The organism is Natrarchaeobius oligotrophus (assembly GCF_003841465.1).
In the GTDB taxonomy this organism is placed as follows: Archaea; Halobacteriota; Halobacteria; order Halobacteriales; family Natrialbaceae; genus Natrarchaeobius; species Natrarchaeobius oligotrophus.
Map to the genome: position 1 here is coordinate 33,522 of NZ_REFZ01000021.1, position 16,501 is coordinate 50,022.

Sequence of the window (16,501 nt, forward strand, 5' to 3'; positions counted from 1 at the left end):
CGAAGACGCCGATCGCGCTCTCGAGTCGGATGCGCCCGTTCGACGATCGGGCGGAGCCGTTCTCTCACGTCGGGTTCCGACCGCGTGAGCCGTCGCTCGTCGATCACGCCACGAGCCACGGGTACGCTACTTCGCTCAAGTAGGGACGTCCGCCCGTCCGAGCCACCGCTCCCCTCGAGTCGCGGTACCAAACGATTACCGTCGACTCGTCGCGAGTAACCACCGACTCGCCGCCAGTTACTGTCGATCCGACGACGTAAACGGGACGGCGGACTAGTAGCGGACGCCGTCTACGCGGATCGATACTAGTGCGAACGGTTCGCGATCGTCCACTGCCGGCGCGCGAACGCGAAGTTCGCGTCCGCTCGGACCTCGAGCGGCGGATCCGCCGATCGGTCGGTTCGATTCGCCTGGAGGCGCGCGGTCGAGTGGCCTCCGAGGGAGAGGATCGAGACCGAGAACGGTCGATTCGACGCGTCCCGTCGGTCGGAACTCTAGGGGCGATCCTAGTACTAGCGGTCCGGTCGACCGGTTCGGCGCTTCCAGCGCGACCGGAGACGACGGAAAGTACCTCTTTCGTGATGAGTTCTCGTCACCGCCGACCCGGGATCGCTCGGCCGTCTCGATGTCCGACGATCCGACGCCGGCGCCGACTGCACTCGAGGCGCGTTCCGAGAACGCCGGACCGGTTCGAGGCGCGTCGCCGGCCGGATTCGAGCCTCGACCGGCGGGTCGGCGACCCCCGAGCGTAGCATGCGATTACCGGGACCAGCTATTTACCGGGGTTCGGAGTGGTGGTCGCACATGCAAGCTGTCGTCCTGGCGGCAGGAAAGGGGACCCGCCTCCGGCCGCTCACAGACGAGAAACCGAAAGCGCTCGTGGAAGTCGACGGGCGACCGATCGTCGAGGACGTCTTCGACAACCTCCTCGAGATCGGTGCCGACGAACTGATCGTCGTCGTCGGTTACCTCAAAGAACAGCTCATCGACCGGTACGGCGACGCCTACGAGGGCGTTCCGATCACGTACGCCCACCAGCGCGAACAGCTGGGGCTCGCCCACGCGATTCGCCAGGTCGAGCCGCTCGTCGACGACGACTTCGCGTTGATGCTCGGGGACAACGTCTTCCGGGCCAACTTAGCGGACGTGGTCAACCGTCAGCGAGAGGAACGCGCGGACGCCGCGTTCCTCGTCGAACAGGTCCCCTACGAGGAGGCCTCCCGGTACGGCGTGCTGGATACGAACGAGTACGGCGAGATCGTCGAGGTGGTCGAAAAGCCCGACGAGCCACCGTCGAACCTGGTGATGACCGGCTTTTACACGTTCACGCCCGCGATCTTTCACGCCTGCCAGCTGGTCCAACAGAGCGACCGCGGCGAGTACGAACTGCCCGACGCCATCGACCTGCTCATCCAGTCCGGACGGACGATCGACGCGATCCGGATGGAGGGCTGGCGGGTCGACGTGGGCTACCCCGACGACCGCGACCGCGCGGAGGAGCGGCTGCAAGACGGGACGGCTGGCTTCGGTGAGACGGGCACGGAGGTCGACCAGCTGGCCGAACAGGGAACGGACTGAGAGAATGCTGCTACTCCTCCACGATCGACTTTCCACAGGACGGGCACACCCAGTTCGCCGCCACTCGAAATGGGCTCGTTCGAGTTGGATAAGATTACATCGGCGTGATGACGGGCGTTCGATCGAGGATGCGTGTAAGCGAATGCAAACAATAGTTGCCCGTCTCGAATCGGGCTCGAGGGCCGTCATCGAGATGTTATGTGTGTCGTCCTCCCTTTGATCCAACCGCCAAACTCGCCGGAAGACTACCCGGGACTCATCCATTCTGGGAATTTCGAGCGGACGGATCGCATACACAACGGTAGATCGTAATGGTCGACGAACCCACCGCCATCGCCGACGCGACAGCGACCTTCTGCGAGGAGTACGACGAGGGCGACCGGAAGATCGAGTCAGTTCTCGCGGTTGACGCTGACCACGACACGTGGACCTTCGACGACGTGCCAGTGGACTCCGGCACGTTCGGCGAACTCGTCTCCCGCGGAATCGTGACGAAAGTCGACGGCGAGTACAGAATTTCGAGTCGCGAAGGGGTACGGGCAGGACTCGAGGGGAGTGAACTCGAGTCGAGTGGGATTGCGTTTGACCTCTCGCTATCGAGTCCGATCACCCTCGATCTGCGTGCGGTCGGTGCGCTCGTCGGTGCGCTCGTCTTTCTGTTCGGAATGCGGATCCTGAACTACCGGGAGGTGATAAGAGAGGATGGGCAGGTCGTTTCGCCGGCGAACGACCCCTATTACTACCGCTACTGGATGGAAGAACTGCTCGCGGAGTCGAACGGGATCACGGACGTCGGTATCGTCGCGAACCTGCCCCCGGGGGCCGTCGAACGCCGGCCGCTGACCCACGCGACACACTGGTTTCTCGCCGAACTCCTCGGTGGGGACCAGTGGGCTGCCGATATGGTCGCCGCCTGGCTTCCCGTCGTTGCAACGCTCGCGCTGGGAGTCGTCGTCTACTGGCTCGCGGTCGTCGTCGCCGACGACGTGCGGGTGGGTATCGCGTCGGTCATCCTCTTCGCGCTGACTCCCGCTCACGCCGTCTACACCGGGATCGGATTCCTCGAGCACCGACTCCACCAGTACTTCTGGCTCGGCGTGACGATGCTGGCGCTGGCCTGGCTGGCGGTCGACCTCCAGCGGCGGCGGGCCAGTTCGACGGATGGCGGACTCGAATCCGTCCGTGGTCACCTCCTGTCCCCGTGGACGTGGCTCGCGAGCGTCGTCCTCGGCGTATCGATCGCCCTCTCCATGCACGCCTGGGGCGGATCGATACTGATGCTCGTTCCCCTCGCGGCGTACGTTGGATTGAAAGCGCCGCTCGACGCTCGAGCAGGTCTCTCGCCGGTGCTGGCGAACGCGTCCGTCGTGGTCGGTCTGATCCTCGGATGGGGGCTTACCACGGCGTTGCACCTCGGTCTGGGATGGCACGAGTCGTTCATCGTGGTCGTCCCGTTTCTCGTGGTCGTCGGTTCGCTCGCCGTGATGGGGCTCGGGGAACTGTGGTACCGCCTCGAGTGGCCGACTGCACCGTTTCTCGGACTCGAGATCGTCCTGGTCGGGGCCGGGCTCTGGGCGCTTCGGACGTACCATTCGACCGAGTGGAACCGGTTGATCGAGCGAGCGGACGACCTGTTCTTCCGGGAGGAGGGGACCGAATCGGGATCGATCTTCGCGGCGGACAACGCGTTCATCTTCGAACCGATGATCCAGCTCGGGCTCGACTTCTACCTCGCGATAATGGCACTGGGATGGGCCTGGTGGGCCGTCTATCGACGCTACGAACCCGGATGGCTGCTGATCGCCATCTACGCGCTCTTCTGGCTCGTACTGGCGGCGTTCCAGGGACGGTTCGCGGGCCAGCTGACGATCCCGCTCTCGGTACTCGGCGGGCTAGGACTCGTCTACCTGCTGGCCCGCATCGAACTCGCCCGAGTTCCCGGACCGTTTCGCAGCGGTGGCGATTCGGATCGAGTGGAGACGTCGGCGAATCGCGGCACGGTTTCCGACGGCGGACGGAAACGCAGTATCGTCGTCCCAACCGATCTTCGGACGATCGTGGCCCTGGTCTGGATCGTACTCCTGATCTGTGGAATGAGCCTGATCTTCGCGCCGTCGCTGACCGCACAGATCACACACGGCGACACCCAGTTCGAAGCCGCCACGACTATCGACGAACACGCGACCGATGCGGAGCGGGAGTACCCCGAAAACTACGTCCTGAGCAACTGGGGTGACAACCGGATGTACAACTACTTCGTCAACGGGGAATCTCAGACCTACTGGTACGCGTCGCAACACTTCGCGGAGTTTCAGTCCGACGACGATCCCGACGGCTGGTACGAGCGCTTCGACGAGGACGACGTCGGGTACGTCGTGATGACGAGCGCGGGCGGATACGACGAGGAGAGTTCGCAGGTGCGACTTCACCACGAACTCGGCACCGGCGGCGAGGAGACCGAGCCGCTCGAGCACTACCGGGCAATCTACGTGACCGACGACGTGACGGCCTTCGCGGTGGTCCCCGGCGCGACGATCACCGTCCCCGGCGAACCGGGTGAGACCGTGGCGCCCGAGACCGGGGTGACCGTCACTGGTGAGACGTTCTCCTACGAACGAGAGGTAATCGTCGACGAGAACGGAACGGCGACGGTGACGGTTCCCTATCCGGGCGAGTACACGGTGGGTGACCGCGAGATCGACGTTTCGCCCGACGCGGTCGAAGGCGGGGAGACGATCGAACTCGAGTGAGCGTCGCCATCCGTGTGGCGGATCTCGATCGGCGGATCTGTCGTTGCTACTGCCGAAACGAATCTGAAAGCCCCCAGGCTGTCGACTCGGGGGACCACACCTGCGCTCCTCGATCCCGCCGGTCGCTGCGGTGCTTGGCGAATCCGCCGTCGTCGACGGCCTCGCCCCTTACACCCAGTCCCTGTCGTTCGTCCGGGCGGCCGATTCGAGTGAATCGAACGGTCCTAGTCGTCCGACTAGACCGAACTACGCTACCGACGCCGGTGGACTCGAGACACGGGCTCGGCTATCGTTTCCGTTCGGCAACTCCGTATTGCCTCGAGGATACGCCGTGATTGAGAACACGAAACGAAGTACCGGGATCGCGTGAGAGGCCACATTATTCGGAAGAGGGCCTCGTGCAACGTCCGGAGTGGATATGTAATTGGACCGTTCGAGCCACATCCGGCAGCGTACGTTCCACGTTATCGACAGCCACATGATTTCGACGACTGAATACACAATTGAAGCGACCGGAATAGATTCCGCTCCTCAATTATCTCGAGAAAAAACCAAATGGGTTATGAGAACGGTGAATGTGCCACGCGGTAAATGGTGACCGGATGGCGGTATCGAGTGGTGAGCGTGATCGGCGTCCTAGTACTGACCGTCGGTGCCGTCGCGGTGTCGAACCATCCGACGTCACAGGTGTTGTTTACGACCTACGTTCCGCTGTTCAATCGTCTCGAGGCGACGGTGCTGACCGGTTCGTCGCTCTACCAGGCGCTCGCGTTGAGCGTCGGTGCCGTGACTGCGAGTCTCGTTCCGCTGTACAGACCCCAGCCGCGTCGCGTCCTCGACACTGCCGTTCTCGTCGGGAAGCGAGTTATCGTCGCCGGGCTCGCGCTGGCGGCGCTCGGCTACTTCAACTGGTCGTACCGGCTGCCCCGGGCGACGCTCGTGATGATCGTCGGAACGCTCGGCGTCTCCCTCCCGCTATGGTTCGTCTGGATCCGGCGCCGGCCGAACGGCGACGAGGGTCGAACGATTGTCGTCGGCGACGACGCCGACCAGATTCAGCGCGTCGCCACCGCGGTTTCGGGAACCGTTCTCGGCTATCTCTGCCCGTCCGTGGTCACGACCGTGGACGACCCGAACGGGGCCCCGACGTTGGCCGACGGCGGCGCTATCTTCGAGGAGCCACTCGCCGGGGCCGAGGCCGATAGCGCGGATCGAATTGAGCTTCCGGACCGCCTCGGAGGGCTGTCACGACTCGAGGACACTCTCGTCGAGAACGATATCGATACGGTCGTACTGGCGTTTCGACGGGCCGATCGCGCGGAGTTTTTCGGAGCACTGGACGTCTGTCACAAACACGGGATCGCGGCGAAGGTTCACGGCGATTACGTCGACAAGGTACTCGTCGCCGACGACGCGGTCAGTACGCTCGCCGACATCGAGATCGAACCGTGGGACGCGCTCGATCACCTCCTCAAGCGAACGTTCGACGTCGTCGTCGCCGGCGCGGCGCTGATCGCCGTCTCGCCGATCGTGCTCGGGATCGTGCTCGCGATCAAACTCGAGGGCGAGGGACCGATCTTCTTCAGCCAGACGCGGACGTACCTCTACGGAGAGACCTTCCAGGTGTTAAAGTTCAGGACGCTCAAACCGGAGAAAGGCGGGGAGGTCGGCACCGTGATCGACGAGCACCGACGGACGCCGCTGGGATCGTTCCTCCGGACGACGCACCTCGACGAGATTCCGCAGTTGTGGTCGATCCTCGTCGGCGACATGAGCGTCGTCGGCCCCCGGCCCGCCCAGACGGAACTCGAGCCGGAGTTCGAAAACGAGGCGATCCAGTGGAAGCAGCGATGGTTCGTCAAACCCGGACTCACGGGACTCGCCCAGATCAACGACGCGACCAGCCAGGAGCCGGCCGAGAAGATCCAGTACGATCTCCACTACATTCGAAATCAGTCGCTGCTGCTCGATACGAAAATCCTGCTCCGTCAGCTCTGGAAGGTCGTCGAAGACGTGGCGGAACTCGCCAGACGACGCTGATCCACCTCCGTCGTGGTCCCGTCGCCGAGCCGGAGAACGGGCATCGACAGATCCGACGGAAGGGCGTCCTGTGCGTCGAAGACCAGCGGAGCGTCTTCAAGCGGGCCGTACTCGAAATCGTCGTGATCGACCAGCAAGAGAACGACGTCGGATCCGGAGATCACGTCGCGATCGATTTCCGGCTCCGGCTCTACCCGTTCGCCGTCGACGGCAACGCTGTCCACGTGGGGATCGACGGGGACGACGCTCGCACCCCTGGACACGAGCGACTCGTAGATCGTCAGCGCCGGTGCGTTCCGGACGTCTGCGACGTCCGGTTTGTACGTGAGGCCGAGAACGGCCACGTTCGCGTCCTCAAGGGGAACTCCTCGCGCTTCGAGAGCCGTTCGGAGCCGATCGACGACGTGTACTGGCATCCGGCCGTTCATCCCGTTGGCCTGTTCGACCATCTCGAGCGGTTGGTCGTGGCGACGACCGAGCCAGGTGAGAAATCGAGGATCGATCGGAATACAGTGGCCGCCCACTCCCGGTCCGGGGTAGAACGCCTGGAAGCCGAAGGGTTTGGTGTCCGCGGCGTCGATCACCTCCCAGACGTCGACGCCGATCTCCTCGGCGTAGCGCGCGACTTCGTTGACGAGGCCGATGTTCACCATCCGGTAGGTGTTCTCGAGCGTCTTCGTCATCTCGGCGGCCTTCGTCGAGTTAACCGGCACGGTTTTCACGGTGACAGCATCGAACAGCGCCCGCGCGGCTGTTCGCTCGCGGTCGGTGTCGGCGCCGACGATCAGGGGGATCTCCTCGAAGGGGTACTCCCCGCCCGGATCGATCCGTTCCGGAACGACGGCGACGAGGGCGTCGTCGCCCGGCGTCCGCCCGAATACTCGAAGTTCGTCCCTGACGATCTCGTCGGCCGCACCCGGGTACACCGTGCTGGAACAGACGTAGAGGATCTCCCGATCGGGAGCGTATTTGGCGATGGTGCGGCTCGCGATTCGAACGGCGCTCATGTCCGGTTCGTCGCCGTTCATACCCGTCGGGACGGCGACGACGAAGGCGTCGGCCGCCGAGAGGCGCGTCGGGTCCGTAGTCGGTTCGAAGCCCGCTTCGAGCGCCTCGGTGACGTCACGGTCGGGAACGTCGTCGACGTACGACGATCCGTTCCGGAGGGCGGCCATTCGGTCCTCGTCGACGTCGAAGCCGACGACGTCGAATCCCGCCGTGGAGAAGTGACACGCCAGGGGGAGCCCGACGTAGCCGACGCCGACGACCGCGACGGTCGCCGATCTGCTCTCGACTTTCCGCCCGATGGCCGTCATCAGACCACCTGCCCGTACTCTGCCGGCCGGCGTTCCTCGATGACGTCTCGAACGGTCCGAACGAGATCTGTTTCGGGATGCCAGCCGAGCGTGCGCTCGAGTTTCGTTACGTCCGGTTCGCGCTGTTGGGGCTCTTCGAACTGCTCGTCGAAGGCGACCTCGTATGGAACGTGTTCGATCTCGGAATCGGAGTCGGCGAGGTCGATCACCAGCTCGGCGAGATCGTTGATGCTCGTCGGATGCGGCGATCCCACGTTGTAGACGTCGCCGTGGGCGGCTGGCGTCTCGAGCAACTCACGCGTGATCTCGACCGCATCCCTCACGTGGGTAAAACTCCGCGTCTGGGTCCCGTCGCCGTAGACGGTCAGTGGCTCGTCGTTCAGGGCCTGCTCGACGAACGTCGGCACGACCATCCCGTACTGACCGGACTGTCGGGGGCCCACGATGTTGAAGTATCTGCCGACGACGACCGGAAGCCCGTGTTTCTCGTAATACGCGAGGGCGAACATCTCGTCGACCGCCTTCGCCGAGGCGTAGCTCCAGCGGAGACTCTCCGTCGGACCGAGGGTGCGGTCGTCGGACTCGTCGAACGGGACCGACTCGTCCTTTCCGTACACCTCCGAGGAGGATGCGACGAACGTCGGGACGTCGTACGTCGAGGCGGCCCCGAGGACGAGTTCCGTTCCCCGAAGGTTGGTCTCGAGGCTCTCGAGCGGTTCGTCCACGATCTTCTCGACGCCCACGGCTGCCGCGAGGTGGTAGATCTCGTCGACGCGCTTGACGGCCTCCCTGACGACGGGCTCGCTTCGGATATCCGACGAGACGACCTCGAGGCGATCCGAGTCGGGAAGGTTGTCGATCGATCCTGTCGAGAAGTCGTCGACGACTAGGACGTCTCTGGACGGGTCCTTGAGCAGGGAGTCGACGAGATGGGAGCCGATGAAGCCGGCACCTCCCGTGACGAGCGTTTTCATGACACAGTACGGCCATTTGCTTCCGGCTTAGCCATTACGACGGTGACTGGAGCAACCGAAGGATAACTTCTGAAATTATGTTGAAATCGTAAACTTTACCTCGAAGATCAAACCGTTTCCTTTCGGGAGGGCGGATGATAATCGTATAGTTCAGAATGAAAATTTCCTCTGGGCTGACAGACTGACGTATTTGAGACTATGAGCGAAGCTGTGAGCGCACTAGATGCTCGTAACGAATCTAGTCTGGTTTCAAGCCAGAAAGGGAATTTAGACAGCCAATCTTACATTTGGTAGCTATGGAGCACTAGCTCTCAATCCACCTGTAACGCTAGTATGGGCACACACGCACTATTGCGATGCCGATGCCGGAGAAACATCAGCGGCCAAGCGTAGACATCGGCCGAGAGGGACTAGTGCGGTCTCGCTGTACGCAGAGTGATTGCCGAGAACAACTGTTTAACACGCTTGTTATCCGCGAGAGCATCAGGCAGGTGTGGCCCGTCCGTCGCTGCAATACGTCGCTTCGAATCGATACGATTCGATAACTAGCAGTTACGTGAATCAGTTATTTAACCGGGTCCGTACAGCCCGAGGACATGGAAACCGTCGTTCTGGCAGCGGTAAACAGAGTGCATCACCGGGCGCTAATCAAAGACGAATTGCAAGCGCTCGTCGAGATCGATGAGAGACCAATCGTTGAAGGCGTGTACGATACTCTGCTCGAGATTAACGTCCCAGAACTGTTCAGTGTCGTCGCCCCTCCAAGCGACCGTGGTCGAGAGAAGGAACGTATACTACCCGCATTGGTCAGAGTCGGTAGGATAGAATCTGAGACGGGGAACATGTCGGCAGGGAGGACGTGATCAGTATGATGCACGCACTCGTAACCGGTGGTGCAGGGTTTATCGGATCACACATCGCTACTGAACTCCTAGAACGAGGACACGAGGTCACTGTTCTCGACGTTCTAGATCCGTACTACGATCTTCGGATCAAAGAACGAAACTTGGAGCTTTGTCGCGAAGCTGGCGGTGATCGGTTTCGGTTCGTCGAGGGGTCGGTCACCGACGAGAAACTCGTCCGCGATATCCTCTCGAGTCACGACGTCGAGGTCATCTATCATCAGGCGGCGCAGGCGGGCGTCCGAACGAGCGTCGAAAATCCAAAGAAGCCTCACAGGATCAATACGACCGGGCTCCTTACGCTGCTGATCGCGGCGGACGAGTTCGGCATTCGACGGTTCGTCAACGCGTCGTCGTCGTCAGTCTACGGCGAAGTCGAGTACCTCCCGTACGACGAGGACCACCAGACCGTCCCACAGAGCCCGTACGGCGTAACCAAACTAGCCGGGGAGCACTACTGCCGACTCTGGGACGAGATCTACGACGTCCCGACCGTCACGCTCAGGTACTTTACGGTCTACGGACCGCGGATGCGTCCGAATATGGCGATCACCAACTTCACTTCGCGGTGTCTCAACGGAGATCCGCCCGTCATCTACGGCGATGGACAGCAGACCCGCGATTTTACCTACATCAACGACGTCGTCGATGCCAACCTCACGCTACTCGAAAGCGCAGAATGTGACGGCGAGATCGTCAACGTCGGCTCGACCCGAACGATTACGATCGAAGAACTCGCCAACCACGTCATCGAGGAAACGGGGGCGAACGTCGACCTCGAGTACGCGGAGCCGAAAGAAGCCGACGCACGTCACACCCATGCAGACGTTTCGAAAGCCTGCGATTTGCTCGATTACAAGCCGTCGACCGGAATTCGGGAAGGTGTTTCGAAGTTCGTCGACTGGTATCGGCAGAACCGGGAGTGGTACGAACCGCTGGTACGAGGGACGCAACAAACCCGGACGTCACCGTCTAGTACGTCCTGATGACCGACCAGCCAGACCTCGCCCCAGTCGTGGATGCGATGGTCACGTTTCACGGAGTGGATGACGTTGAGGATGTCCTCGCAGTCAACACCAGCCGCAATGGGTGGACGTTAGACGGCGTTCCGGTCGATTTTCGCACATTCGCCGAACTCGTCTCGTGCAAACTCGTGAATGATACTACCTCTCGAGGAAGACACACCAACGTGGCGCAAGCGCTGGTTCGTCAAACCCGGCCTGACACAGATGAACGTCCTGTCCAGTACCAATGCCGAAATGAAACTGCGCTAAGAACTCGAATAGATCCGGTGCCGTCGTTATGACTCGATATGAAGATTGTTGTGCGGCAGGCGTGGGGCATGCTGGAAATACTCTGCCGATGAATTTGATCGATAGTACGCCGATCGATATGTTCACTCCGTTACTGAATAGCGGTTGGGATCGATCGATTATTTCATCGCGGGAATTCGACCTCCATCGAACAGAGGGTAGCTACGCCAACTTCAAGGAGGGTCGATCCAGATGACTACGAACCATACCTCCTTCTCAGTACTGATGTCGGTCTATCGTGACGAAACAGCTGATCACGTACGGACAGCACTCAAGAGCGTGTTCGACCAGACGATACCTCCGGACGAAGTTCTGATCGTAGAGGACGGACCGTTACCTGTCAATCTCAAGGAAGTGATCACGTCGTTCAAAAGACAATATCCAGACACAGTACAGATAATCTCTCTGTCCACGAACCGTGGACTGGGTGTCGCGCTTCGCGTAGGTGTCGAGGCATGTTCCAACGATCTAATTGCTCGAATGGATGCGGACGATGTCGCCGTCGAGACCCGTTTTCAGGATCAGTTGGCATATCTCTCTGCCAATCCTGAGATCGATGTTCTCGGCGGTTACGTGATGGAATTTAGCAGAGATCCCAACGAATCAGGACAAATCCGCGAAGTGCCCGTTGACCCTGAGCGCGTTCGATCCTTCGCCCGCTTCCGGTGTCCAGTGAACCACCCGACTGTGATGTTCCGTCGAGAGGCGGTACTCGAGGCCGGTAACTACCGATCTTTTCGCTCAATGCAGGATTACGAACTTTGGATGCGAATGTTGTCCCAGGGACACACGATCGCGAACCTGCCCACTGTTCTAGTGAAGTGTCGTACGGGTAATGATCTGTTCGACAGACGAGGCGGATTGAGGTATGCCCGAACGGAAATTCGGATCCAACATGAGTTCCTGAAGCATAGTTCAGTTTCCCCCGTCGTGTTCCTGCTCAACATAGTAGCAAGAATCCCACTCCGGTTGACTCCCAACGTGGTTCGCAAGCGGGTCTACCAGTCTATTTTACGGAGTTAAATTAATACTCTTAAGAAGATAAGTGTAATCACACCCCTCGCTGTGTCAATTTTGCATCTATCAACTCAAGATACTGTGAAACGATTGTTTCTACACTGAAATCTTGTGCCCGGTCACGGAGCACTTCTGAATCGGGTGGATCAGAAAGAGTTTCCAGTATTGTCTTAGCCATCTGAGATACATTGCCTACGGGAATCAGTGGGCCGTACGTACCGTCATCAAGAATTGTCACGGGACCACTGCCACATTTCGTTGCCACGACCGGTGTTCCACACGACATGGCTTCAACCAACACGTTTCCGAACCCCTCTGAACGGGACGAAAGAACAAACAGATCAGCCGCCTTCATATACGGGTACGGATCGTCGACAAAACCATACAGACAAACTCGGTCCTTGACGGCGAGTTCCTTGGAGAGTGTTTCCAGTTCATTGCGTTGTTCCCCATCTCCTAGGATCATCAGCCGTCCCCTGATCCTTTCACTAACTTTACTAAACGCTCGTATCAACGTAGAGAAGTCCTTTTCTGGAGTATATCTACCAGCAGCTAAAAGGACTGGCTCATTCAACGAAAACCATTCGTGTTGCTCCGTGACTGAGCACGAGACTTCGTCTGTATTATTAACTGGTGAGGCGAGTTCTACTGGATTATGGATAACGGTAATATCCTTTCGAGAAACATTTGACCAGCTCAACACGTCGCGAGCAACAGAATCTGAGACTGCAACAATTTCGTCTGATTTGTTGTATGTGGCCATTCCCAACAAAAAATCGCCCTTGAACGCTACACTTTTCCAAGTACGATCACTTCGAACAGAGTGTTCAGTCACTATCACCATTGGCTGATACCGCGATATTTTTGCTGACAAGACCGTCAGCGCATTCTCAACGGTCATCACGGAAATTACTACGTCCGGCCGCCTCCTATTCAGATATCTGATTATGGACGGTAAACTCCATCTAACTCTTGATGCATACAATGGATTGAGAGTGACTTTCTCATCAAGATTACTTGCGAGTGGTCCTTCATCCTTTAAGACCACAAGATCAGTTTCGTAGCCTCGATCAGCGAATCCGTTGGCGAGATTTACGGCAACTTTTTCAGCACCACCGATGGAGAGTGTTCCAACGAGAACCGTGATTTTCATTGCGTCTACCCCTCTCAATCTTTCATATAACCAGCTTCTGTAATTGTGATGGTACACAACGTTAGCATTTGGTTAGACTCTGTTGGAGTGCTAGCAGAAAGTGTACGATATCCTTCCTGGTAAATGGTCCCTCGACAGATGAAACGAAAGGAACACCGTCACCGATGACCGGGCCCAAAAGATTGATTGAGGCTTGACCACCCAAGACCGACAGTTTCGGACGGCCGCTTAAACCACGCGTGTTTTTACTCGGTTTTGATCACCTACGTGTTCTAACCAAAAACGATGATCCGGTAGCCTGTCGCCTTCAGTGTCGGTCACTTCTTTGATCTTTTCATGTCAGCGCCATTGTTCGACGAGATCTGCTTTGTAGTGACGCGGGCGAGCTGTCTGGTAGAACAGGCCCGCCCGCTCAATCACACGATACATGTGAACGTCTCAGAAATGTGCTCACGGACAAGAGCTAGCATCCACGTCGGATTATCGTAACCTGCTTCTGACGGTGACGCTGGCGGCGTCAACGTCAGTTCTGCCCACCGGCCATCGGTGAGACGAGTGGATTAACCTGACCGAGGGAGGTGCCGAGCGCAACCCAACCGCACTGGGTGACAGTGTTGTGGTAATCATACGCCGTCTGTTCGGGGGAAGCAAAGGACTCCTTGAGCTGGTGATTTTTCCTGTCCATACAGCAGCGCACTTCCGGGGCGGTTGACCGCTTTTACATCCGTCTCCGTGCGCAGTTGCTGGCGTAACTGTCTCCTTATCAGCACCATCCAACCTACCTTCACGTTGTCATGAGGCTCTCTACGGGCCCAAGAGATACGAACCCTCACTCACGATACTGAGTGAGGTTAATGACAGTCGCTAACATATAAGCCCAAATAACTTGCCTATAACCGGGACCGGTCATTGTCGTTTCGGCAGCACCATGTAGACTGAGTGAAAGCAACACAGCAAGAGCTATTGTTAAACGAAGCCGAGGTTCGGAATGGGGATTGGTTGACATATAGTTTTTCACTCCAACGCCTATAGCGCTAGTTAATAGTAGAACAAATAAGATGAACCCGACCAGTCCAAGTTCAGCAAGGATAGCAAAATAATCGCTATGAGTACTAGCTTCAATTCCTGCGGGTTTTAGAATTGACTCGCTTGAAACACCGAATCCGATACCAAAGATTGGATTATCAGGGACCGATGAAAGCAATGGTCTCCAAATATGTAGCCGAGTGTCAAATGAAATTGATGTTAAGCGGTCAGCCTCGTCTGACTGCAACAAGAAAAAGACACCAACAACTGCCGGCACTGATGCTGTTTTAAGTATGTGTCCAACATTTATTTCGTCATTGATTTTCAATACTGTAATCACACTAAGCGAAGCTACTGCAGCAATAAATCCAGTTCTTGACAACGTTAGTACAAGTGCTATGAGTTGTAAAATTGCCCCGGAAAAAAATACTGTAGGGAAAGATTTGATTCCCAATCCAACACTCACTGCCAGGGAGATTGCCAAAAATCCAGCAAGGGAGTTCGGATTATGCAATAATGAGCCAATCCGTTCATCATTACCAAAGGCTTCTTGACCAACACTCATACCAGCAACGGAAATACTTTGTACAGTATATCCGTCGATCACCATTGTCTCCCCAAATATATACAATATTATGCCTATTATACTTAGAGATGTCCCTACAGAAAATATAGTCATTGAGAGAGTCCAAAAGGTTTGTTTGGGATGACGGTCAGCAGCTACAACAGCAATCATTGCAACAGGGCTAAGAAAAGTAATTAGCGAGCGCTGAGCCGTCAAGCGGGGATATTCCGACCAATGACTACTAAGAAGGCTCAGCATTACGAAAGCAATCAGAAGCCCGATAACTGGTACCGCTTTATGCTGAAAGCGGAATTTATCATAATAGAAAAGTATGGCCACGACCAATGAGAATATTATAACCTGCCCAATGAGAAAAGCAAATGGTAAATATCGGACGCCAAATGGCGACCGAAATTCGGTGAAAATGTATAGAAGAATACCTGCACAGACCATAATTGAGTAGGAGCTACGATATCTCATTGGTGCCAAATCAGGTACTATGATCTGCAACATTAATCTATCCCTCAAGCCAAACGGTGCTGTTTCGTGGGAACGAAAATCAGGGGGATATAATATTGTATGTATGTGTGATAGAATCCGATCTTCGTGATTGCAATGAGTAGTCAGCAATCAGCAGAGATAATCGAAGTTGGATTGATCCATTTGAGGGGATCAAAGGGACAGTACTCAACAGATACGTTTGAAAATTCGTTTCTACAGAATTCGATCGTTTGCCGATAATCATAGCCTCGATGTTCGGTTGGATTGTCCACGGGCGGACGTTTCGCAGCGGCTGAAATATATTCTGATATAGACTTTGAGTTTTGTCGGCGCCCAGTCATGAGTCGATATATATCTCTGTAAATGATTGGAAAGCCCAATTCAAGAGGAGCGCTAATTATGAGCCGCCCCTCATTCGAAAGAACGCGTCGCAGTTCTTCAACCGCACGTCGCTCATTGGGTATATGCTCTAATGTGTCTAAAGCAAATGCGACATCAACAGCGTCATCTTGCATTGGCATTCGTGTTCCATCCGCATGAATTATTGACAGGTGATCAGTTGAGGCCCCAGTACGATCCAGAATATCGAGACCATCATCAATTTTTGAACGGGAAATTTCAACGGCGTATACGCCTTTTGCATCTCGAAGTAGCGTAAGGGAAAAAACTGCATTTCCGCTTCCGAGTTGAAGAACTGTCTTGTCTGTCAAATCAGGAGCCGCTTGCAATGCCATATCAAGCCGGCGATGATAGTATCTCGATAACCGTCCGGTGTACATATTCAACAGATGGTCATGCTCCGGATCAACATCATTTGAGTCAATTAGGTTAGAGGCTCGAACTGCCTTCATAACCCTATGACCACCAATCAGACACATAACGTTTATCAATTTATAAATGAATATCAGTAGAGCAAGAAAATATATTAAATAGCGCTGGCTAAATGAGAGTTTGAGGAATGAGCAGATGATGGCGAGAAGTGCCTGTGCAACTCGCCAACCTACTCAGAGAGACCTTAGATGTGGACTGTGATGAGGTTTGGAAGAACGAGCGCACCCCGACACCCGTCAGGATGCTCGGGGTGCGCCCGCATTCGATGGGATTGTCAATTCGGAAGGCCATCGCAGTGCTCGAATTACTCGGTATTGACCGATCTCACGGCGTAATATGGAACTGGACACACACACACACACACACACACACACGCTTTCAGAAGCCCAGATCGACCCGCGACGACCGGAGTGATCACTGTAACACCTGAATATCGGGAAGAAAGGTCTCAATCCAGTCAACAGCAAAGCTAAGTCGCTGACTCAACCGAAGAAACGTCTCGCTGAGAAACTCACGGAAGTGGTCTTTGCCCTCG

Annotated in this window: 12 protein-coding genes and 2 pseudogenes; 8 read left to right on the top strand and 6 right to left on the bottom strand. The window is 57.0% G+C overall.

The window, feature by feature from the left end; genetic code table 11:
• Window positions 1-804: 804 nt before the first annotated feature.
• From aglF to EA472_RS19310, 3 genes are all read left to right on the top strand, one after another.
• Window positions 805-1,578 (top strand): UTP--glucose-1-phosphate uridylyltransferase AglF, encoded by a 774-nt coding sequence (gene aglF / locus EA472_RS19300; protein WP_124193141.1) that lies wholly within the window; start codon window positions 805-807, stop codon window positions 1,576-1,578.
• A 311-nt stretch (window positions 1,579-1,889) separates the two neighbouring features.
• Window positions 1,890-4,328 (top strand): MFS transporter, encoded by a 2,439-nt coding sequence (locus EA472_RS19305; protein ID WP_124193142.1) that lies wholly within the window; start codon window positions 1,890-1,892, stop codon window positions 4,326-4,328.
• A 591-nt stretch (window positions 4,329-4,919) separates the two neighbouring features.
• A complete protein-coding gene (locus EA472_RS19310) occupies window positions 4,920-6,368 on the top strand; it encodes a sugar transferase (RefSeq protein ID WP_124193143.1) in 1,449 nt (482 codons plus the stop codon).
• Here EA472_RS19310 and EA472_RS19315 read toward each other — a convergent pair.
• Together EA472_RS19315 and EA472_RS19320 are read right to left on the bottom strand one after the other, a co-directional pair.
• A complete protein-coding gene (locus EA472_RS19315; RefSeq protein ID WP_124193144.1) occupies window positions 6,317-7,684 on the bottom strand; it encodes a nucleotide sugar dehydrogenase in 1,368 nt (455 codons plus the stop codon). The two genes, EA472_RS19310 and EA472_RS19315, sit on opposite strands and share 52 nt — an antisense overlap.
• Window positions 7,684-8,658 (bottom strand): NAD-dependent epimerase/dehydratase family protein, encoded by a 975-nt coding sequence (locus EA472_RS19320; protein ID WP_124193145.1) that lies wholly within the window; start codon window positions 8,656-8,658, stop codon window positions 7,684-7,686. The genes EA472_RS19315 and EA472_RS19320 overlap by 1 nt, the downstream gene beginning before the upstream one ends.
• A 596-nt stretch (window positions 8,659-9,254) precedes the next feature.
• Here EA472_RS19320 and EA472_RS19325 point away from each other — a divergent pair.
• The 4 genes and pseudogenes from EA472_RS19325 (at window position 9,255) to EA472_RS19335 (ending at window position 11,896) form a co-directional block, all read left to right on the top strand.
• Entirely contained in the window at window positions 9,255-9,521 is a 267-nt protein-coding gene (locus EA472_RS19325; protein ID WP_124193146.1) for a hypothetical protein, read from the top strand.
• Between the two features lie 8 nt (window positions 9,522-9,529).
• Window positions 9,530-10,546, top strand: a complete 1,017-nt coding sequence (locus tag EA472_RS19330; protein ID WP_124193151.1) for an SDR family oxidoreductase — start codon at window positions 9,530-9,532, stop codon at window positions 10,544-10,546.
• Between the two features lie 183 nt (window positions 10,547-10,729).
• Window positions 10,730-10,926: pseudogene (locus EA472_RS23440) on the top strand (sugar transferase); the annotation flags it as partial.
• Window positions 10,927-11,065: 139 nt separating this feature from the next.
• Window positions 11,066-11,896, top strand: coding sequence for a glycosyltransferase (locus tag EA472_RS19335; RefSeq protein WP_124193147.1), 831 nt, complete (start codon window positions 11,066-11,068; stop codon window positions 11,894-11,896).
• 28 nt (window positions 11,897-11,924) lie between these two features.
• Here EA472_RS19335 and EA472_RS19340 read toward each other — a convergent pair whose 3' ends face one another.
• From EA472_RS19340 to EA472_RS19350, 4 genes are all read right to left on the bottom strand, one after another.
• On the bottom strand, window positions 11,925-13,043 hold the full coding sequence (locus tag EA472_RS19340) for a glycosyltransferase (protein WP_124193148.1): 1,119 nt from the start codon (window positions 13,041-13,043) through the stop codon (window positions 11,925-11,927).
• 339 nt (window positions 13,044-13,382) lie between these two features.
• On the bottom strand, window positions 13,383-13,472 hold the full coding sequence (locus EA472_RS23445) for a hypothetical protein (protein ID WP_394341357.1): 90 nt from the start codon (window positions 13,470-13,472) through the stop codon (window positions 13,383-13,385).
• A 400-nt stretch (window positions 13,473-13,872) separates the two neighbouring features.
• Window positions 13,873-15,147, bottom strand: a complete 1,275-nt coding sequence (locus tag EA472_RS19345) for an O-antigen ligase family protein (protein ID WP_124193149.1) — start codon at window positions 15,145-15,147, stop codon at window positions 13,873-13,875.
• A gap of 110 nt (window positions 15,148-15,257) precedes the next feature.
• Window positions 15,258-15,986: a class I SAM-dependent methyltransferase gene (locus EA472_RS19350; RefSeq protein ID WP_165874945.1), complete on the bottom strand. Its 729-nt coding sequence runs from the start codon at window positions 15,984-15,986 to the stop codon at window positions 15,258-15,260.
• Between the two features lie 134 nt (window positions 15,987-16,120).
• On the opposite strand from EA472_RS19350, the pseudogene EA472_RS19355 reads away from it, so the two are divergent.
• Window positions 16,121-16,318: pseudogene (locus EA472_RS19355) on the top strand (IS6 family transposase); the annotation flags it as partial.
• Between the last annotated feature and the right edge of the window lie 183 nt (window positions 16,319-16,501).

Excerpts from the sequence above, each read along its gene's own strand:
- aglF (WP_124193141.1), top strand. The coding sequence starts at position 805 with ATGCAAGCTGTCGTCCTGGCGGCAGGAAAGGGGACCCGCCTCCGGCCG.
- EA472_RS19305 (WP_124193142.1), top strand. The coding sequence starts at position 1,890 with ATGGTCGACGAACCCACCGCCATCGCCGACGCGACAGCGACCTTCTGC.
- EA472_RS19310 (WP_124193143.1), top strand. The coding sequence starts at position 4,920 with ATGGTGACCGGATGGCGGTATCGAGTGGTGAGCGTGATCGGCGTCCTA.
- EA472_RS19315 (WP_124193144.1), bottom strand. The coding sequence starts at position 7,684 with ATGACGGCCATCGGGCGGAAAGTCGAGAGCAGATCGGCGACCGTCGCG.
- EA472_RS19320 (WP_124193145.1), bottom strand. The coding sequence starts at position 8,658 with ATGAAAACGCTCGTCACGGGAGGTGCCGGCTTCATCGGCTCCCATCTC.
- EA472_RS19325 (WP_124193146.1), top strand. The coding sequence starts at position 9,255 with ATGGAAACCGTCGTTCTGGCAGCGGTAAACAGAGTGCATCACCGGGCG.
- EA472_RS19330 (WP_124193151.1), top strand. The coding sequence starts at position 9,530 with ATGCACGCACTCGTAACCGGTGGTGCAGGGTTTATCGGATCACACATC.
- EA472_RS19335 (WP_124193147.1), top strand. The coding sequence starts at position 11,066 with ATGACTACGAACCATACCTCCTTCTCAGTACTGATGTCGGTCTATCGT.
- EA472_RS19340 (WP_124193148.1), bottom strand. The coding sequence starts at position 13,043 with ATGAAAATCACGGTTCTCGTTGGAACACTCTCCATCGGTGGTGCTGAA.
- EA472_RS23445 (WP_394341357.1), bottom strand. The coding sequence starts at position 13,472 with ATGTATCGTGTGATTGAGCGGGCGGGCCTGTTCTACCAGACAGCTCGC.
- EA472_RS19345 (WP_124193149.1), bottom strand. The coding sequence starts at position 15,147 with ATGTTGCAGATCATAGTACCTGATTTGGCACCAATGAGATATCGTAGC.
- EA472_RS19350 (WP_165874945.1), bottom strand. The coding sequence starts at position 15,986 with ATGAAGGCAGTTCGAGCCTCTAACCTAATTGACTCAAATGATGTTGAT.